Origin of the sequence: Streptococcus mitis (genome assembly GCF_946188685.1) — a bacterium.
GTDB classification, from domain to species: Bacteria; Bacillota; Bacilli; order Lactobacillales; family Streptococcaceae; genus Streptococcus; species Streptococcus mitis_CC.
This window is the reverse complement of the sequence record NZ_CAMHWH010000009.1, coordinates 13,658-34,220: the sequence shown is the minus strand read 5'-3', so window position 1 is coordinate 34,220 and position 20,563 is coordinate 13,658. Positions and strand designations below refer to the sequence as shown.

Here is a 20,563-nt window from a genome sequence, read left to right as displayed (position 1 = left end):
TTGCTATACTGATACTAGTAAGTGACAAAGGAGAGAAGCATGACCTATACAATCTTAATCGTAGAAGATGAATATCTGGTAAGACAAGGATTGACCAAGCTGGTCAATGTAGCAGTCTACGATATGGAAATCATCGGTCAAGCTGAAAATGGAAGGCAGGCTTGGGAATTGATACAAAAGCAGGTGCCAGATATTATTTTAACCGATATCAACATGCCTCAGCTAAATGGGATCCAGTTGGCCAGTCTGGTCCGAGAAACCTATCCTCAGGTGCATTTGGTCTTTTTAACAGGCTACGATGATTTTGATTATGCCTTGTCTGCTGTCAAACTAGGTGTGGATGATTACCTACTCAAGCCCTTTTCTCGTCAGGATATCGAGGAAATGTTGGGGAAAATCAAGCAAAAGTTGGATAAGGAAGAAAAGGAAGAGCAATTACAAGATCTATTGACTGATAAGTTTGAGGGAAATATGGCTCAGAAAATCCAGTCTCATCTGGCTGATAACCAGTTTAGTTTAAAGTCTTTGGCTAGTGACTTGGGCTTTAGCCCGACTTATCTGAGTTCTTTGATTAAGAAAGAATTGGGCCTGCCTTTTCAGGATTATCTGGTGAGAGAACGTGTCAAACAAGCCAAGCTCTTGCTTTTAACTACAAATCTGAAGATTTATGAGATAGCAGAGAAGGTTGGTTTTGAAGATATGAACTATTTTACCCAACGTTTTAAACAGATTGCAGGTGTGACACCTCGTCAGTTTAAGAAGGGGGAAGGTCGATGAAGCGTTCTTCTCTCCTAGTCAGAATGGTTATTTCCATCTTTCTGGTCTTTCTCATTCTCCTAGCTCTGGTTGGGACTTTCTACTATCAATCTAGTTCTTCAGCCATTGAGGCTACTATTGAGGGCAATAGCCAAACGACTATCAGTCAGACTAGCCACTTTATCCAGTCTTATATCAAAAAATTAGAAACCACCTCGACTAGTTTGACCCAGCAGGCAGATGTCCTAGCCTATTCTGAGAATCCCAGTCAAGACAAGGTCAAGGGAATTCGAGATCTATTTTTGACTATCTTGAATGCAGACCAGGACTTGAAAACTGTTGTGCTTGTGACTAAATCCGGTCAGGTCATTTCTACAGATGACAGTGTGCAGATGAAAACTTCTTCTGATATGATGGCTGAGGATTGGTATCAAAAGGCTATTCATCAGGGAGCCATGCCCGTTTTGACTCCAGCTCGTAAATCAGATAGTCAGTGGGTCATTTCTGTCACCCAAGAACTTCTTGATGCAAAGGGGGGCAATCTTGGCGTGCTTCGCTTGGATATTTCCTACGAAACTCTGGAAGCCTATCTAAATCAACTTCAGTTGGGTCAGCAGGGTTTTGCCTTTATCATCAATGAAAACCATGAATTTGTCTACCATCCTCAACATACAGTTTATAGTTCGTCTAGCGAAATGGCGGCCATGAAACCCTATATTGAGACAGTGCAGGGCTATACTCCAGATCACAAATCCTACGTCAGTCAGGAAAAGATAGCAGGAACTGATTGGACGGTGCTTGGCGTGTCTTCGTTGGAGAAGTTAGACCAGGTTAGGAGTCAACTCATGTGGACCTTGCTTGGGGCCAGTATCACCTCTCTTCTTGCCTGTCTCTGCTTGGTGTGGCTTAGTCTTAAACGCTGGATTTCTCCTCTGAATGACTTGAGAGAAACCATGCTGGAGATTGCTTCTGGTGGTCAGAATCTTCGTGCCAAGGAAACTGGTGCCCATGAACTGAGAGAAGTGACTCGTCAGTTCAATGCCATGCTGGATCAGATTAATCAGTTGATGGCAGCTATTCGCAGGCAGGAAGAAGCAACCCGCCAGTATGAACTTCAAGCCTTGTCGAGTCAGATTAATCCGCATTTCCTCTATAATACCTTGGACACTATTATCTGGATGGCTGAATTTCAGGATAGTCAGCGTGTGGTGCAGGTGACCAAGTCCTTGGCTACCTACTTCCGCTTGGCGCTCAATCAAGGCAAGGACTTGATTTGCCTGTCTGACGAAATCAATCATGTCCGCCAGTATCTCTTTATCCAGAAACAACGTTATGGGGATAAGCTGGAATATGAGATTGAGGAAAATCCTGCCTTTGATAAGCTAGTCTTGCCCAAGTTGGTGCTACAACCCTTGGTAGAAAATGCCCTTTACCATGGCATTAAGGAAAAGGAAGGTCAGGGACATATTAAAGTTTCTGTTCAGAAACAGGATTCAGGATTGATCATCCGCATTGAGGATGATGGGGTTGGTTTCCAAGATGCTAGCGATAGTAGTCAAAGCCAACTCAAACGTGGGGGAGTTGGTCTTCAAAATGTTGATCAACGGCTCAAACTTCACTTTGGAGAACATTACCAAATGAAGATTGATTCTATTACCTCAAAAGGTACGACAGTTGAAATATACATAAATAGAATAGAAACTAGTTAACTCCCAGTCAATTCTGGGAGTTTTATGCGTAATTGGGCAAGCTTTCTAGGTTGTCTATCTTGCTAAAACGTAGAAAAAACGATATGATAGATAATGACAAAAGAGGTATCAAGTATGAAGGAAAAAGACATTCAAAGAGAAACAAGCCAGATTGTAAACGATGTATTAGAAAAGGCCAATTTGAAACAAGAATCTATCTTTGTTTTAGGCCTTTCTTCTAGTGAAGTGATAGGTGGTCAGATTGGCAAGGAATCTAGCCAAGAAATTGGGGAAATCATCGTGAAGACCATCCTAGATATCCTAGAGGAAAAAGGAATTCATCTAGCTGTTCAAGGTTGTGAACATGTCAATCGGGCCCTCGTCGTTGAACGTCAGGTGGCAGAGCAGTTTGGTCTGGAAATCGTCAGTGTCCTTCCTACCCTTCATGCAGGAGGGTCAGGTCAGTTGGCAGCCTTCAAGTTTATGCAAGATCCAGTTGAGGTTGAATTTATCAAGGCTCATGCTGGATTGGATATCGGAGACACTGCAATTGGTATGCATGTCAAGCATGTTCAGGTTCCGATTCGCCCTCTTTTGAGAGAAATTGGGCATGCCCATGTAACGGCTCTTGCTAGCCGTCCAAAATTAATTGGAGGTGCGCGTGCGCATTATCCACAAGATTCTATCAGAAAGTCGTGAGAATGAAAAAAACAAAACAACAACTAGAAAAAATCACCAAATATTCGATTCGTAAGCTAACTGTTGGGGTAGGTCCTGTAGCAATCGGGGCCTTCCTTTTTGGTGCTAGTACTCTTTCAGTAGATAAGGTACAAGCCAATGAAGTTGGTGGAGCTCATAGCGTTCATTACCGTTATTTGGCGGAGCAGGAATTGACTGAGTCTGAAAAAGCCCTGATTCATCATGAGGTTCCAACAGAATTTCAAGATGAAGATATTCTTTATGTAGTTTATCGTAAGAAGGCAACTACCAGTCAACAACTTCCTTATACAGGAAGTAAGGAACTAGCTTTGGCAGGTCTTGGCTTGGCAACGGCTTCTCTAGCAGTCTTTTTGGTGTCCAAAAAAGGTCGTAGAGAAGTTCTAGGTGTTCTCTTGATTGGTTCTTTAGGAGCCAGCACCTTTGTACCTTATGGGACATTCGCATTTGAAAATAAAGAATTGCTTTCTTATAACCAAACTATTTCAGCCTCTACACATGAAGGCTTGGCTGAAGGGATTATCCATATTGATGGCTATGAATACATTGGCTACTTTAAGGAAGCAGAACTCCATCCATCAAGACCAGCTTCAGCTGAACAGACTCAGTTGCCAGTAGAGAAGCAAAGTTCAAAAGAAATCGAGAAAACTGAAGTCGTTCAAGAAAGACCTGCTGTTGCTCCAGAAACTATCGTTGAGAATCCTGTAGTAGAGAATCCAGTTGCTCCTGCTATTGAAGAAAAACCAGTTTCTGAGAAGCCTCAGACAAGACAGGAAGAGAGCTTGGTGGAGATTCCGTTTGAAACAGTCACAAATCCAGATGCGAATCTAGCAGAAGGACAGACTCGTATCGTCGCAGCTGGAGTAAATGGTCAGCGTCGCCTTGTAAGCAAAGTTTCGATGGTCAACGGTCAAGAAGTTAGAGAAGTCATCGAAGACCAAGTAGTCCAAAATCCTGTGTCGCAAGTCATTGCAGTCGGAACTAAGAAAGAGGTGCAACCTGCTCCAACTCCAGTACCACAAGCTGAACCAAGTCACCAAGTAGCTAAAGGTACACAAGAAGAAGGTAAGACAGGACAATCCTTAACGCAACCAGAATTGCCAGAGGCTTCAGTAGAAGCAAAAGGAACCCAAGAAGAAGGTAAAGAAGGTCAATCCTTAACACAACCAGAATTGCCAGAGGCTCCAGTAGAAGCAAAAGGAACTCAAGAAGAAGGTAAGGCAGGACAAGCTCTAACACAGCCAGAATTGCCAGAGGCTCCAGTTGAAGTAAAAGGTACACAAGAGGAAGGCAAAGCAGGTCAAGCTCTTGTACAAGAACCGTTACCTGAGTACAAAGTAACTGAGGGAACCCTTGTTGAAACATCGACTACAGACCTAGACTACAAAACTGAAACGACTGAGGATCCAACTAAGTATACGGACGAAGAAACTGTCGTAAGAAATGGAGAAAAAGGTAGTCAAGTTACTAAAACAACTTATAAAACAGTAGAAGGTGTTAAAACTGACCAAGTTCTTTCAACTAGCACAGAAGTTGCCAAGGAGCCTGTAAACCAACAGGTAAGTCGTGGGATAAAACCAATTGAAGGAACTCTTGTAGAAGAAAGTCTTGAAAAGATTCCATTTAAGGAAGTTGTTAAAGAAGATGACCAACTGAAAAAAGGCTTAGAAGTTGTAGCTCAAGAAGGAAAAGAAGGCCAGAAAAAAATCACCAAGACCTTTAATACCATTAAGGGAGTTAAAACAGAGGACGCTCCAAAAGTTACAGAGGAAATCCTTGAGGCACCTCAAGACAAAATTTTGAAACGTGGTACCAAGAGCTTTGAAAAACCAGTATTGACCATCACAGCAGTTGAGCCTAAGGATTTGAAACGGACTTCAGATGTTAAGTATAGTCTAGAAAATCCAAGTAAGGCAGCCATTAAATCTATTACCTTAACTCTGAAAAAAGGTGATGAGATTGTCAAAACCTTGAATGTTTCACCAGATGACTTGACAACTACCCTGACAGATTTACAGTACTACAAGGATTATAAACTTGAAACGAAGATGGTTTATGACCGTGGTGAGGGTGATGAGGAAGAGGTTCTGAAGGAAGAACCGCTAAGAATTGACCTCAAAAAAGTTGAAATCAAAAACATCAAAGAAACAAGCTTGATGAGTGTGGACGCTGATGGTAATGAAACAGATACTAGTTTATTGACAGCAAAACCAGCTGATGTTGCTCCACTTTATTTACGAGTGACCACTCATGACAATAAAATAACAAGACTGGCTGTTGACAAGATTGAAGAAGTAGAAAAAGACGGAAAAACTTTATACAAAGTTACTGCCAAAGCACCTGATTTGATTCAACGGAATGCTGACAACACACTGAACGAAGAGTATGTTCATTACTTTGAAAAACAATTACCAAAGATTGGAAATGTCTATTACAACTTTAAAGAACTCATTGAGGATATGCAAAAAGACCCAACTAGTGAGTTTAAACTTGGTGCAGATTTGAATGCTGCCAATGTTCCAACACCAAGTAAACAGTATGTAACAGGAACGTTTAAAGGTAAGTTATCTAGTGATGGGGATAACCGCTTTACAATTCATAACCTAGCGCGTCCACTATTCAACCGAGTTGAAAACGCTCATATTCATGACTTCAATCTAGGTAATGTCGATATCAACATGCCTTGGGCTAATAAGACAGCACCGCTTGGTGATATGTTTAAAAAGTCAACGATTGAAAACATTAAAGTAACAGGTAATGTTGTAGGTAACAATGATGTTACTGGTATGGTCAATAAACTGGATGAATCCAATATGCGTAATGTAGCCTTTATTGGTAATATTACAAGTGTAGGTAATGCAGGATGGTGGTCTGGTGGACTTGTTAGCGAAAGCTGGAGAAGTAATACAGACAACTCTTACATTGATGCATATATTAAAGGGAATAAAGCTAAGGTCGGTGGCCTTGTTGCTAAATTGAATCACGGTGATAACCCAATGGACGTTAGTGCATGGGGACGTCTGAAGAATTCCGTGGCAAAAGGTACGATTGATGTGAAAGAACCTCTTGAAACAGGTGGTCTGCTTCATTCTAACTGGTCGTGGGGGCTTGCTGAAAATAACGTTACCATGATGAAAGTGAAGAATGGTGGTGAGATTCTTTACGGTTCTCGTGATGCAGAGGATGATGATTACTTTGGTGCAAACTGGGTTCGAAATAATAATGTATTCGTTAATGGTGTAAGTGAAGGTAAACAATCATATTCTCGCTCTAGTCGTTGGAAAGGTGTTTCCCAAGAAGAAGCTGATGCCAGAATTGCTAAAATGGGAATTACTGCACATGAATATACAATAACTGAACATTTTGTAGATAAGTTAAACCATAAGGCAGCAAAAGCAGATACTTACAAATCTACTCAAGATTATGACGTATCTCGTGAACTTGCTTACCGTAATATTGAAAAACTTCAACCATTCTACAATAAAGAGTGGATTATAAACCAAGGTAACAAGATTCCTGCAGATTCTAAATTACTAAATACGGAAGTTTTATCTGTTACAGGTATGAAAGATGGACAATTTGTGACCGATTTATCAGATGCTGACCATATTATGATTCATTACGCTGATAAGACGAAAGAAATTAAGGCTATTACACAAAAAGAATCTAAGGTTCAACAAGTTCGTGAATATAGTATTGAAGGATTAGGTGATGTTGTCTATACACCAAACATGGTTGTTAAAGATCGTGCAAATTTGATTAATGATATCAAAGCTAAATTAGCTTCTGTTGAACTTGATTCAGATGAAGTTCGTAAGATTAATAACAATCCTAAGATGTTATACATGGAAGAAAGCTTCAAAGAAGTAAAAGATAATCTTGATGCTTTAGTTAAAGCTTTAGTTGAAAATGAAGACCATCAATTAAATACGGACGAAGCAGCTAAACGTGCATTGATTAAAAAAGTTGAAGATAACAAAGCTAAAATCATGTTAGCTCTGGCTTACTTAAATCAATACTATGGAATTAAATTTGACGGATTAAATATCAAAAATATGATGACCTTCAAACCGGATTTCTACGGTAAGAACGTTAGCGTACTTGATAGATTAATCAGCTTCGCATCAAATGGTAATAACCTAAAAGGTGATCAATCACACGATGCATTTAACAGAGCTCTTGCAAGTGCTACTGGTAAAGCTAACTTACACGAATTCCTGAAGTACAACATGGAATTATTCACTAGTGAAACAGATATGAATACTTGGTTCAAGAATAACATTGCAGACAATGCTTATGTTGTTGAGAAACAATCATCAAATCCTGATTTTGCGAATAAGAAACATAAATTGTATGAAGTAATTAATAATGGACATCACGGACGTTATATTTTACCACTTTTGAATTTGAAGAAAGCGCATATGATTTTAATTACAACCTATAATACCATTGCGTTTAGTTCATTTGAGAAATATGGTAAAAATACGGTAGAAGAACGTGAAGCGTTTAAGAAGCAAGTTGATTTACGTGCGCAAGAACAAATCAATTACTTGGACTTCTGGTCAAGACTTGCTGCTGATAATGTACGAAATCAACTTCTTAAGAGTGAGAATATGGTACCATCTGCCATTTGGGATAATCATGATGTACCAGGTCTTGGTTGGGTTGACCGTATGGGACATACTAAGAATGGCGATTTTGCTCCAATTCGTGAATTCTATGGTCCGACTGATAAGTGGCACGGATACAATGGAATGGGTGCATACGCTTATATCTTCCAAAATCCACAACCACAAGAGGCTGTATATTACATCATCTCTAGCATGATTAGTGATTTTGGTACATCTGCATTCACTCACGAAACAACTCACATCAATGACCGTATGGCCTACTTAGGAACATGGCGTCACCGTGAAGGAACAGACGTTGAAGCCTTTGCTCAAGGTATGTTACAATCACCATCAGTTTCAAATCCAAATGGTGAATATGGTGCCTTAGGATTAAACATGGCTTACGAACGTCAAAATGATGGAAATCAAATTTACAACTATAATCCAAATGTGTTAAATAGTCGTGAGAAAATCGATCACTACATGAAGAATTACAATGAATCCATGATGATGCTTGATTACTTAGAAGCTGAGTCTGTAATCAAGAAAAATACTGGAACAAATGATAAGTGGTTCAAGAAGATTGATAAGAAATATCGTGAAAAAGCGGATCGCAATGGCTTAGTTGGTGAACCACACCAATGGGATTTAGTTCGTGATTTGAATAATGACGAAAAGAATACGAAGCTGACAAGTATTGATCAACTGGTTGATGGAAACTTTGCAACGAAACATGGATTACCAGGAAATGGTCATTACCGTACTGAAGGATTTGATTCTGCTTATACTGTAGTAAATATGATGACAGGTATTTATGGTGGTAATACAAGTAAGAGTGCGGTTGGTTCAATCTCATTCAAACATAATACCTTCCGTATGTGGGGTTACTTCGGTTATCTAGACGGGTTCTTAGGTTATGCATCAAACAAATACAAACAAGAATCTAAAGCAGCTGGAAATAAAGGTCTTGGTGATGACTTTATTATTAATAAAGTTTCTAACGGTAAATTCCAAAGCTTAGAAGCATGGAAGAAAGCATGGTATCATGAAGTACATGAAAAAGCCCAAAGAGGTTTTGTTGAAATTGAAATCGATGGTCAAAAGATTTCAACTTACGCACAACTTCAGACCTTATTTGATGCAGCGGTCGAAAAAGACCTTCAAGGAAATGATTTCAAGAATACTGTAGATCTTAAATGGAAGGTTTACAAACAACTCTTGCAGAAATCAGATGGATTTGCTGGTGATTTATTCACTAAAGCATAACCAATAGTAAGAAAATAATAAAAAGGTAGATCAGCTTTGTCTGGATCTGCCTTTTTGTGCTATACTTAAGGTATGCATAGAAAAACAGTGATTGATTTTAGGGCTTTGGGGGAGAGATACACCTTTACCCAGCCCATTAAAGAGTTGAAAACGAGAAATGTAGCAGAAGTGGCAGATTTGCTGGCTCAAGTGGAAAGCTACCAAGAGCAAGGCTATTATGTGGTGGGTTATGTCAGCTATGAGGCTGCACCTGCTTTTGAGGAGAAATTAGCAGTTCATAAAGCTCCTTTACTGGACGAGTATTTGCTTTACTTTACTGTTCACGATAGGGTGGAGACATCTCCTATTCCCCTGACTTATGATGAGGTTGATTTGCCTTCAAATTGGCAGGAAGTGACGTCTGAAGCAGATTATGAAAAGGCGATTGCTCAGATTCACCATCATTTGCGGCAGGGGGACACCTATCAGGTCAACTACACCGTCCAACTCAAGCAAAAATTAAGTGCCAATCCTTTTGCCATCTACAATCGTATGGTAGTAGAGCAGGAGGCGGGCTACAATGCTTATGTTGAACATGACGAGATGGCAGTGATTTCCATGAGTCCAGAACTCTTTTTTGAGCAAAATGACCGCGAGTTGACAACACGACCAATGAAGGGAACGACTCAGCGTGGGGTAACTGACCAAGAAGATCTTGAACAGGCCAGTTGGTTGGAGCAGGATTCTAAAAATCGCTCTGAAAATATGATGATTGTGGACCTCTTGCGCAATGACATGAACCGTATTTCTGAGGTGGGCAGTGAGCATGTAGAGCGTCTTTGCCAAGTGGAACAGTATTCAACGGTTTGGCAGATGACTTCGACCATCAAGAGTTGGTTGCGAGAGGATGTTGACCTTGTAGAGATATTCCGTTCTCTATTTCCTTGTGGTTCCATAACGGGAGCTCCGAAAATTGCGACTATGGAAATCATCAAGGACTTGGAGCCACAACCGCGCGGAGTCTACTGTGGAACCATTGGTCTCCTGCTTCCAAATGGACGACGAATTTTCAATGTTGCTATTCGGACCATTCAACTGCATCAAGGGAAAGCCATCTATGGAGTTGGCGGAGGCATTACATGGGATAGCACTTGGGAGTCTGAATACCGTGAGGTTCATCAAAAGGCGGCAGTTCTTTATCGTAAACAAGCTCGTTTTCAGCTGATTACTACTGGAAAAATCAGCCAGAAGAACGTGTTGTTTGAAGAACAACATTTGGAAAGACTGAGAACATCTAGTCGATATTTTGCCTTTCCTTTTGATTTAGAAGACTTGAGACAAAAGATTGAAGCAGAGTGTCAGACTTGTGCTGCTAATCAAGATTACCGCTTGCGAATTTCTCTCGGCAAGTCTGGAGAGATAGAAGTCGATCGCCAAGTATTAACAGCTCTTAGTCCAAGTTTTTGTCAGGCCAAACTTTGCCTTCAGGAAGCCAATTTGCAACAAGCCTTTATCTACTTCAAAACGACTCACCGACCGCATTTGAGCATAGGGGAGCAAGAGATCATTTACCATAATAAGTCTGGAGAACTTCTTGAAACCTCTATCGGAAATTTGGTTCTGAAAATTTCTGGGAAACTCTACACACCGCCTATCCGACTGGGAATCTTGCCAGGAATTTACCGTCAGCTCTTGCTGGAAACAGGACAGGTAGAAGAGAGAGTCTTGACTTTAAAAGACTTAGCCCAAGCAGAAGCTATTTACGGCTGTAATGCAGTCAGGGGCTTGTATGAGTTGTCAGTAAGGGAGAACTAAATGAAATTAATATTTTTACATGGCCTAGGTCAGTCAGCAGATAGTTGGAAAGAAGTTCGGAATCTACTGACAGATTATCCTTCTGAGGCTATTGAGTTATTTCCTTCTGGAGTTAGCAACTATCAACAAGCTAAAGAGCGAGTTTATCAGTACCTAGCTCAAGAGACCGAACCTTTTGTTTTGGTTGGATTGTCCTTAGGTGCTGCTCTGGCACTAGAACTTTCCAGTTACGATTTACCAAATCTCCGAGCGTTGGTTCTATCAGGATGTCCACTTAAACTGTCCGGTAATATCCTATTTTATCTTCAGTTGCTGATATTTAAATTGCTTCCCAAAAGGGTATTTGAAAAACAGGGGGCAGATAAGGCTTTTATGGTCGGAGTTTCTGAGGAATTGAAGACACTTGATTTAACTGATATATCAAGAACTTGTCCTTATCCAACCTTACTAATTTGTGGCAGCAAAGATAAACCGAATCTTAGTTCTATGAGAAGTCTTCATAAACTAATATCAGAATCTCAATTTCAGATTATACCAGATGGTCCTCATGTCTTGAATGAAGCTAAACCAAAAGAGTTTGCTGAACAGATTAAACCTTTCCTTGAATTGCTGAAATAAGTTTGATAAAATAATAGTGAAATCGATAACATCGTTATAGGAGAACGAAATGAATAAACGTCTATTTTTAAAAATGAGTCTGGCTACCTTGCCAGTCTTAGCCTTGTTTTCACAACCTGTGTTAGCAGAAGAAAACATTCATTTTTCTAGTTGTAAAGAAGCTTGGGCGAATGGATACGCAGATATTCACGAGGGAGACCCTGGTTATTCTGCCAAGTTAGACCGCGATCATGACGGTGTGGCTTGCGAATTGAAAAATGCCCCTAAGGGTGCTTTTAAAGCAAAACAAAAGACTACAACTCAAACTGATACAAGTTCAGCAACAACAAGTGGCTGGATTAAGCAGGATGGTGCATGGTATTATTTTGATGGAAATGGAAATCCAGTGAAAAATGCATGGCAGGGAAGCTATTATCTGAAAGCGGATGGTCAAATGGCACAGAGCGAATGGATTTATGATACTTCCTATCAAGCTTGGTATTATTTGAAATCAGATGGATCTTATGCAAAGAATGCATGGCAAGGAGCTTACTACCTTAAATCAAACGGTAAAATGGCTCAAGGTGAATGGGTTTATGACTCTTCTTACCAAGCCTGGTATTACTTGAAATCAGATGGTTCTTACGCTCGCAATGCATGGCAAGGAAATTATTATTTGAAATCGGATGGTAAAATGGCTAAGAATGAGCGAGTTGATGGTGAACGTTACTACGTAGATGCTTCAGGTCTCTGGAAACCATAAGTCAGAATAAAATCCAGAAAGTTAATGCAAACCTTTGCATAAGGAACTGAATTTTGTTATACTAGTACTGTAAGCATTTTCAATTAATTCATAATGAAAAAGGAGAATATGATGAGTCAAAAGATTATTGGGATTGACCTTGGTGGAACTTCTATCAAATTTGCAATCTTAACAACAGCAGGAGAAATCCAAGAAAAATGGTCTATCAAGACTAACATTTTGGATGAGGGAAGTCATATCGTAGATGATATGATTGAGTCTATTCAACATCGTTTGGACTTGCTTGGATTGGTAGCAGCGGACTTCCAAGGTATTGGAATGGGGTCACCAGGTGTGGTTGACCGTGAAAAAGGAACTGTTATTGGTGCCTACAACCTCAACTGGAAAACCCTTCAACCAATTAAAGAGAAAATTGAAAAAGCCTTGGGCATTCCATTCTTCATCGATAATGATGCCAACGTGGCAGCTCTTGGTGAACGTTGGATGGGTGCTGGTGATAACCAACCAGATGTTGTCTTTATGACACTTGGTACTGGTGTTGGTGGCGGTATTGTCGCAGAAGGCAAATTACTTCACGGTGTTGCTGGTGCAGCAGGTGAGCTTGGCCACATCACTGTTGACTTTGACCAACCAATCGCATGTACTTGCGGTAAGAAAGGCTGCCTTGAGACAGTCGCTTCTGCAACAGGGATTGTCAACTTGACTCGTCGCTATGCTGATGAATACGAAGGCGATGCAGCCTTGAAACGTTTGATTGATAACGGAGAAGAAGTAACTGCTAAGACTGTCTTTGATCTTGCAAAAGAAGGAGACGACCTTGCCTTGATCGTTTACCGTAACTTCTCACGTTACTTGGGAATCGCTTGTGCCAACATCGGTTCAATCCTCAACCCATCAACAATCGTCATCGGTGGTGGTGTGTCAGCTGCGGGAGAATTCCTTCTACAAGGTGTTCAAAAAGTCTACGACGAAAATACCTTCCCACAAGTACGCACATCCACTAAATTAGCTCTTGCAACTCTAGGAAATGACGCTGGAGTTATCGGAGCAGCATCACTTGTATTGCAATAAAATAAAAATGACAGAGCTTGGTGATTCATCAGGCTCTTTTTCAAGATCATAATTGTAAATATAACTCTTAACTTTTTGATTTTAGAAAGGAGATTTTAAATGAATAAGTCAGAACAATCCATGTTTGAATTAGCTTTGTCCATCGCAAAAAAAGCACATGAGGGACAATATGATAAGGCTGGAGTAGTTTATATCAAACACCCTCTTTTTGTAGCAAGTCTGGTCGATACGCAAGAAGAAAAGGCAGTCGCTCTATTGCACGATGTTCTTGAAGATAGCCCTTATACAGCAGAAGAACTAATATTGGCTGGTTTACCAGAGACTGTTGTTACTGCAGTGCAGGTACTGACCAAGAAAAAGGGACAAGATTATCAACAATATTTGGAACTTGTTAAATCGAATCCTATAGCACGTTGTGTCAAATTAGCAGATTTGAAACATAATTCAGATTTATCTAGACTAGCTACAATTACTGAAAAGGATCTGGAACGATTTGAAAAATACAAGAAAGCTATTGATTATCTGAGCATGTAGAAAAGCTTTTTTTATGCTATACTAGTTAGGACAATAAATGAGGTGAGAGTAAATGACAAAAGCAGATACGATTTTTAAAGAAAATATTGAACGAATCCTCAAAGACGGTGTCTTTTCTGAGCAGGCCCGTCCCAAGTACAAGGATGGAACTGTTGCCAATTCCAAGTACGTAACGGGTGCCTTTGCCGAGTATGACTTGGCTAAGGGAGAATTTCCCATCACAACATTACGTCCTATTGCAATCAAATCAGCCATCAAGGAAGTGCTCTGGATTTACCAAGACCAGTCAAATAGCCTAGACGTGCTTAATGACAAGTACAATGTTCACTACTGGAATGATTGGGAAGTGGGAGATACGGGAACCATCGGTGAGCGCTACGGTGCCGTTGTTAAGAAACACGACATCATCAATAAACTTCTTAAACAGTTGGAAGCCAACCCTTGGAACCGCCGCAATATCATTTCGCTCTGGGATTACCAAGCTTTCGAAGAAACAGACGGGCTGCTCCCATGCGCCTTTCAGACCATGTTTGATGTCCGTCGTGTAGATGGGGAAATCTATCTGGATGCGACTTTGACCCAGCGTTCTAACGATATGCTAGTGGCCCACCACATCAATGCGATGCAGTATGTGGCTTTGCAGATGATGATTGCCAAGCATTTTGGATGGAAGGTTGGGAAGTTCTTTTACTTCATCAACAACCTCCATATCTATGACAATCAATTTGAACAAGCTCAAGAATTGCTTCGTCGTGAACCGTCTGACTGCCAACCACGTTTGGTCTTGAATGTGCCAGATGGGACTAATTTCTTTGATATCAAAGCGGAAGACTTTGAGTTGGTGGATTATGACCCTGTCAAACCACAGTTGAAGTTTGACCTAGCTATTTAAAAGAATAGAAAAAAGAAGTTGAGACAATAAATCTCAACTTCTTTTGTTTTTTAACGTGATACGCGGCGACGGGCTGCTTTTTTACGGTTTTCTTCGATGAAAGCTGCTTTTTGCTCTTCTGGTTCGATCACTTTCTTTTTAAATGCGTATACTGCACCTGCGACGGCAGCGACAGTTCCTGCGACACCTGTTACAAGACCTTTAGCGAATCCTTTAGCCATGAGTCTTCCTCCTTTATATTCTCAATCAGCCAGCCCCTTCAAGAGGTCACATTTTTCTGACTGACTTTTTTGTGTTATAATAATAGTAACGAAAAAATGGGAATTTTTCAAGGAAAAAAGATGAAAACAAAAATAATTGTGATCGTTGGACCGACTGCAGTTGGAAAGACGGCTCTAGCCATTGAAGTGGCCAAGCGTTTTAATGGCGAAGTGGTTAGTGGAGATAGCCAGCAAGTCTATCGAGGACTTGATATTGGGACGGCCAAGGCTAGTCCAGAAGAGCAGTCAGCTGTTCCCCATCATTTAATCGATGTTAGAGAGGTAACCGAGTCTTACTCGGCTTTTGATTTTGTTTCAGAAGCTAAGATGGCTATTGAAGATATTCACAGTCGTGGCAAGCTAGCCATTATCGCTGGTGGGACTGGGCTTTATATCCAGAGCTTACTAGAAGGCTACCATTTAGGTGGAGAGACTCCTCATGAGGAGATTTTGGCCTATCGGGCTGGTTTGGAGCCCTATACAGATGAGGAATTAGCTCATCTTGTGGAGCAAGCTGGCCTTGAGATTCCCCAGTTTAATCGTCGTCGTGCTATGCGTGCCTTAGAAATTGCCCATTTTGGTCAGGATTTGGAAAATCAAGAGACCTTGTATGAACCTTTGATCATCTGCTTGGATGACGAACGCAGTCAGCTTTATGAACGTATCAACCACCGAGTGGATTTGATGTTTGAGGCTGGGCTTTTGGATGAGGCCAAGTGGCTCTTTGACCATTATCCAGATGTGCAGGCTGCTAAAGGAATTGGCTATAAGGAACTCTTTCCTTATTTTCGTGGGGAGCAGAGTTTGGAGGAAGCTAGTGAGAGTCTCAAACAGGCTACCCGTCGTTTTGCCAAGCGTCAGTTGACCTGGTTCCGTAATCGCATGCAGGTCACCTTTTATCAGATTGGAGAAGCTGGTGTGCAAGACCGCATTTTAAGCCAGATAGAGGAGTTTTTAGATGATTGAAACGGAGAAAAAAGAGGAACGGGTCCTGCTGATTGGTGTGGAATTGCAGGGCATGGACAATTTTGATCTCTCTATGGAAGAATTGGCCAGTCTGGCTAAGACAGCTGGGGCAGTCGTTGTAGATAGTTACAGACAAAAACGTGAAAAATATGATTCCAAGACCTTCGTCGGCTCTGGTAAGTTAGAAGAAATTGCGCTCATGGTGGATGCAGAAGAAATTACCACTGTCTTCGTCAACAACCGTCTGACCCCAAGGCAGAATGTCAATCTAGAGGAAGTTCTCGGTGTCAAGGTCATTGACCGTATGCAGTTGATTTTGGATATCTTTGCCATGCGAGCTCGAAGCCATGAAGGGAAGCTCCAAGTCCACCTAGCCCAACTCAAATACCTCTTGCCTCGCTTGGTTGGTCAGGGAATTATGCTCAGCCGTCAGGCAGGGGGAATTGGTTCCCGTGGACCTGGTGAAAGCCAGCTGGAGCTGAACCGTCGTAGCGTTCGCAATCAAATCACGGATATCGAGCGCCAGCTCAAGGTGGTTGAGAAAAATCGGGCGACCGTCAGAGAAAAACGTTTGGAGTCAAGCACCTTTAAGATTGGTTTGATTGGTTATACCAATGCTGGGAAGTCAACTATCATGAACACCTTGACCAGTAAGACCCAGTATGAGGCTGACGAGCTATTTGCGACTCTAGATGCGACGACTAAGAGTATCCATCTGGGAGGCAATCTCCAAGTAACTTTGACAGATACCGTTGGATTTATCCAAGATTTGCCGACAGAGTTGGTGTCCAGTTTTAAGTCAACCTTGGAAGAAAGCAAGCATGTGGATCTTCTAGTTCATGTTATCGATGCCAGCAATCCTTACCACGAAGAGCATGAAAAAACGGTCCTTTCCATCATGAAAGACTTGGACATGGAGGATATTCCTCGCCTGACTCTTTATAATAAAGCAGATTTGGTGGAGGATTTTACGCCGACCCAAACGCCCTACGCCCTCATTTCTGCCAAATCTGAGGATAGTCGTGAGAATTTGCAGGCTTTGTTTTTAGAGAAAATCAAGGGTATTTTTGAATCATTTACCCTGCGAGTGCCTTTTTCAAAGTCCTACAAGATTCATGATTTAGAAAGTGTTGCGATTCTGGAAGAACGCGATTATCAGGAGGACGGCGAAGTGATTACAGGCTACATTTCTGAGAAAAACAAATGGAGGTTAGAAGAATTTTATGACTGATATTAAAACCTTAGCTCTAAAATATGGGGGCTATACAAGTCTAGACAAGGTCTATCTGGATCAACTTCTAGCTGGTAAAACAGAGCAGGAGCAGTTGGCACTTATCACACCTCCGCCCAGCGTTGTCAATGCTTACTTTGCAGAACTCTACCAGAAAAAAAGTCCTGAGGCCGCGACGGATTATTTTGTGGAACTCAGTCAGGAACTGAATCTTTACAATACTGAGCCTAGTTTCACCCTAGAAAATAAGCCTTTTATTCGTCTTAATCTGTCTGGTAAATCCTTTGGTTTTTGTTATGAGTGTGAGGGTCTTGGTCGGATTTTCTCTGAAAATGAAGAGAAAATTTCAGAAGACTTGCTCTTTGAAATTGCGCAAATTTTCCCCCATCAACTAGTCTTTGAAGAGTCTGGTAAGATTTACATGAAGGCTATTAGAGATGAGGAAGTTGTTAGCATGGAGAGTCTAACAGCTTTGACTGATTTGGAAAGCTTGGCTGATGGTCGCAAGCGTCTTAAAGGTTACAGCCAAGAGGATTTACTGCAAGAAGCTGCTGCTTTTTCTGGCAAGCGCTATTTCCGATCGGAAAACCGCATAGCCATGTTATATATTGATTAATTAGAAAGTATCGAATGGATATTCAATTTTTAGGAACGGGGGCTGGTCAGCCCTCTAAAGCCCGCAATGTCTCCAGTCTCGCCCTGAAACTCTTGGACGAGATTAACGAAGTCTGGCTCTTTGACTGTGGAGAAGGTACGCAAAATCGCATTCTGGAAACCACAATTCGACCACGTAAGGTCAGCAAAATCTTTATCACCCACCTGCATGGAGACCATATCTTTGGCTTGCCAGGTTTCCTTTCTAGCCGTGCCTTTCAGGCTAATGAAGAGCAGACTGATTTGGAAATCTATGGACCTCAAGGAATCAAGTCCTTTGTCTTAACCAGCCTTCGTGTGTCAGGTTCGCGCCTGCCTTACCGCATTCATTTTCATGAATTTGACCAAGATTCTCTAGGAAAAATCCTTGAGACCGATAAATTCACTGTGTACGCGGAAGAATTGGATCATACTATTTTCTGCGTTGGCTATCGTGTCATTCAAAAGGACTTGGAAGGAACGCTGGATGCTGAAAAACTCAAGGCGGCAGGTGTCCCATTTGGCCCACTTTTTGGAAAAATTAAAAACGGTCAGGACGTTGTTTTAGAAGATGGGACTGAAATCAAGGCAGCAGACTATATCTCAGCCCCACGTCCGGGTAAGATTATCACTATTTTAGGAGACACTCGAAAAACGGATGCCAGTGTGCGTCTGGCTGTCAATGCCGATGTCCTTGTCCATGAATCGACTTATGGTAAGGGTGACGAAAAAATTGCTCGTAACCATGGCCACTCTACTAACATGCAAGCTGCACAAGTAGCGGTAGAAGCAGGTGCTAAACGCCTTTTGCTCAACCATATCAGTGCCCGTTTCCTCTCAAAAGATATCAGCAAGCTCAAGAAAGATGCTGCTAGCATTTTTGAAAATGTCCATGTGGTTAAAGACTTGGAAGAAGTGGAAATCTAAAAGATTGGGAAAGGATAAGTATGCCTACTATTCTCATTACCGGAGCTAGCGGTGGTCTAGCACAAGAGATGGTCAAACTCCTGCCAAATGACCAACTCATCTTGCTTGGTAGAAATAAGGAAAAATTAGCCCAACTCTACGGAAATCATCCACAAGCAGAATTGATTGAAATTGATATTACCGATGATTCAGCCTTAGAAACTATGGTAGCAGACCTCTATCTCCGCTATGGCAAGATTGATGTATTGATTAACAATGCAGGTTACGGAATTTTTGAGGAATTTGACCAGATTTCTGACCAAGATATTCATCAGATGTTCGAGGTCAATACCTTTGCCCTGATGAATCTATCTCGACGCCTTGCGGCTCGTATGAAGGAAAGCCGAAAAGGCCATATCATCAATATCGTCAGCATGGCAGGTTTGATTGCAACAGCTAAGTCTAGTTTGTACTCAGCAACTAAGTTTGCGGCTATTGGTTTTTCAAATGCCCTACGATTAGAACTCATGCCTTATGGTGTCTATGTGACAACGGTTAATCCAGGACCAATCCGAACAGGATTTTTTGACAAAGCGGACCCAGATGGGACTTATCTTAAGTCGGTTGACCGTTTCCTGCTAGAACCAGATGCAGTGGCTAAAAAGATTGTCAAGATTATAGGAAAAAATAAACGAGAACTCAATCTTCCTTTTTTGTTGAACCTAGCCCATAAGTTTTATACTCTCTTTCCCAAGCTAGCTGATAAGTTGGCAGGGGAAACTTTTAATTATAAATAAAAAAAGTTGTTCCTAAAATGGAGCAACTTTTTTGACGATTAGAACAAATCAATACCAGTCTTATTTAATGCGTGGCAATGATAAGTGAAGGCGTTGATAAAATTAGAGTAGTATTGCTGATCAATAAATTTTGCGCTTTGAAGATAATTAAATAGATTTTTGGCTAAGGGAATAGCCTCAGGTTTATTCCATCTAAATTGATTGTAAACATGTTCAACTTCTAAAAACATGAGGGGAATAGCCAGATAGCCTCGTTCGAAGGTCTGAAGTGATTTAATTTTTTTAATAATATCATCAGCCTTTTGATAGTAACCCAGTTCAGAGAAATATTTTGCAGAGAAAGTAAGAGCATTTAAGATACGGATGTAGGTGTCAGTATTAGCACTTTCTTTGTACATAAGTAGTAATTGTTTGGTCATATGGTCAATGAGTTCCATCGGGCAATGATTGACGATAACACGATAAATTTCAAGTTCGATACTATTAAAGACATCCGATTTCATTAAATGCTTGATAATGTTTTGAATTCTGGCAATGGTTTCTGGACTCTTTGATATGGTTGGATAATGTCTTAATTTAATAGATTTAAAAATCATTTCTGCTTGAAGTGGATTGTCTTTTAGATAGACATCAAATAATTTTTCGTATTCTTCAATGTAAGTGAGGATATCTTCTTCATGGACCACATGCTTGCCAAATTCAATAGCAGGTAATTCTAAGCAGTCTCCACCTTTATTTGCATAGGCGAGAACAAAATCATTCCATTCAACTCCGATAACAATTAACAATTTGGCAAAGTTTTCAAGTGAAATTCCTTTTTCTCCTTTTTCAAATTGACTTAGGAACTGTGGTGATACGATATCTGAGGCGGCTTCCTTTAGGCTGAGTCCTCGTGCTTCGCGCAGGTACTTAAATGTAGCTCCAAATGGGTATAGATTTTCCATAAATAATCTCCTTACATACTTCTAAGACTATTATACAAAAATTTAGAGAAAAAAATGGAGAAAGAAAACTATAGTTACAAAATACTAGAATTCTATGCTATTTTTTATTTTTATGAACAAGATTGAAACTATAGTTTA

Annotated in this window: 17 protein-coding genes; 15 read left to right on the top strand and 2 right to left on the bottom strand. The window is 40.8% G+C overall.

Going from position 1 to position 20,563, the window contains the following annotated elements; translation table 11 throughout:
- Positions 1–39 precede the first annotated feature (39 nt).
- The 10 genes from N8N51_RS08465 (at position 40) to N8N51_RS08415 (ending at position 14,688) form a co-directional block, all read left to right on the top strand.
- Positions 40–777, top strand: coding sequence for a response regulator transcription factor (locus tag N8N51_RS08465; protein ID WP_125455089.1), 738 nt, complete (start codon positions 40–42; stop codon positions 775–777).
- Positions 774–2,465 (top strand): cache domain-containing sensor histidine kinase, encoded by a 1,692-nt coding sequence (locus N8N51_RS08460; protein ID WP_125455090.1) that lies wholly within the window; start codon positions 774–776, stop codon positions 2,463–2,465. The genes N8N51_RS08465 and N8N51_RS08460 overlap by 4 nt, the downstream gene beginning before the upstream one ends.
- 114 nt (positions 2,466–2,579) lie before the next feature.
- Positions 2,580–3,143, top strand: a complete 564-nt coding sequence (locus tag N8N51_RS08455) for a TIGR01440 family protein (RefSeq protein WP_031237165.1) — start codon at positions 2,580–2,582, stop codon at positions 3,141–3,143.
- 2 nt (positions 3,144–3,145) lie between these two features.
- Positions 3,146–9,037: a ZmpA/ZmpB/ZmpC family metallo-endopeptidase gene (locus N8N51_RS08450; RefSeq protein ID WP_261104017.1), complete on the top strand. Its 5,892-nt coding sequence runs from the start codon at positions 3,146–3,148 to the stop codon at positions 9,035–9,037.
- A gap of 72 nt (positions 9,038–9,109) precedes the next feature.
- Complete coding sequence (gene pabB / locus N8N51_RS08445) at positions 9,110–10,831, top strand: aminodeoxychorismate synthase component I (protein WP_261104016.1); 1,722 nt, start codon at positions 9,110–9,112, stop codon at positions 10,829–10,831.
- A complete protein-coding gene (locus tag N8N51_RS08440; protein WP_203180518.1) occupies positions 10,832–11,449 on the top strand; it encodes an alpha/beta fold hydrolase in 618 nt (205 codons plus the stop codon).
- 49 nt (positions 11,450–11,498) lie between these two features.
- Positions 11,499–12,191 carry an excalibur calcium-binding domain-containing protein gene (locus N8N51_RS10505; protein WP_203180517.1) on the top strand — a complete coding sequence of 231 codons (693 nt, stop codon included), beginning with the start codon at positions 11,499–11,501 and terminating at the stop codon, positions 12,189–12,191.
- A gap of 111 nt (positions 12,192–12,302) precedes the next feature.
- Positions 12,303–13,262 carry an ROK family glucokinase gene (locus tag N8N51_RS08425; protein WP_000078564.1) on the top strand — a complete coding sequence of 320 codons (960 nt, stop codon included), beginning with the start codon at positions 12,303–12,305 and terminating at the stop codon, positions 13,260–13,262.
- A gap of 99 nt (positions 13,263–13,361) precedes the next feature.
- Positions 13,362–13,796, top strand: a complete 435-nt coding sequence (locus tag N8N51_RS08420) for an HD domain-containing protein (protein WP_001043052.1) — start codon at positions 13,362–13,364, stop codon at positions 13,794–13,796.
- A gap of 52 nt (positions 13,797–13,848) precedes the next feature.
- A complete protein-coding gene (locus tag N8N51_RS08415; RefSeq protein WP_203180516.1) occupies positions 13,849–14,688 on the top strand; it encodes a thymidylate synthase in 840 nt (279 codons plus the stop codon).
- A 50-nt stretch (positions 14,689–14,738) separates the two neighbouring features.
- Here N8N51_RS08415 and N8N51_RS08410 read toward each other — a convergent pair whose 3' ends face one another.
- Positions 14,739–14,909 carry a DUF3042 family protein gene (locus tag N8N51_RS08410; protein ID WP_001051780.1) on the bottom strand — a complete coding sequence of 57 codons (171 nt, stop codon included), beginning with the start codon at positions 14,907–14,909 and terminating at the stop codon, positions 14,739–14,741.
- A 120-nt stretch (positions 14,910–15,029) separates the two neighbouring features.
- Here N8N51_RS08410 and miaA point away from each other — a divergent pair, with 120 nt between their 5' ends.
- From miaA to N8N51_RS08385, 5 genes are read left to right on the top strand one after another with little or no spacing between them, the layout of a single operon-like run.
- A complete protein-coding gene (gene miaA / locus N8N51_RS08405; protein ID WP_203180515.1) occupies positions 15,030–15,914 on the top strand; it encodes a tRNA (adenosine(37)-N6)-dimethylallyltransferase MiaA in 885 nt (294 codons plus the stop codon).
- Complete coding sequence (gene hflX / locus N8N51_RS08400) at positions 15,907–17,145, top strand: GTPase HflX (RefSeq protein WP_203180514.1); 1,239 nt, start codon at positions 15,907–15,909, stop codon at positions 17,143–17,145. The genes miaA and hflX overlap by 8 nt, the downstream gene beginning before the upstream one ends.
- Entirely contained in the window at positions 17,138–17,761 is a 624-nt protein-coding gene (locus tag N8N51_RS08395; RefSeq protein ID WP_203180513.1) for a cystathionine beta-lyase, read from the top strand. The genes hflX and N8N51_RS08395 overlap by 8 nt, the downstream gene beginning before the upstream one ends.
- Positions 17,762–17,775: 14 nt before the next feature.
- Positions 17,776–18,705 carry a ribonuclease Z gene (gene rnz / locus N8N51_RS08390; RefSeq protein ID WP_060627850.1) on the top strand — a complete coding sequence of 310 codons (930 nt, stop codon included), beginning with the start codon at positions 17,776–17,778 and terminating at the stop codon, positions 18,703–18,705.
- A 20-nt stretch (positions 18,706–18,725) separates the two neighbouring features.
- Entirely contained in the window at positions 18,726–19,481 is a 756-nt protein-coding gene (locus N8N51_RS08385; RefSeq protein WP_203180512.1) for an SDR family NAD(P)-dependent oxidoreductase, read from the top strand.
- Between the two features lie 38 nt (positions 19,482–19,519).
- On the opposite strand, the gene N8N51_RS08380 is transcribed toward N8N51_RS08385, so the two are convergent.
- Positions 19,520–20,425 (bottom strand): helix-turn-helix domain-containing protein, encoded by a 906-nt coding sequence (locus N8N51_RS08380; protein ID WP_049502386.1) that lies wholly within the window; start codon positions 20,423–20,425, stop codon positions 19,520–19,522.
- Positions 20,426–20,563 lie beyond the last annotated feature (138 nt).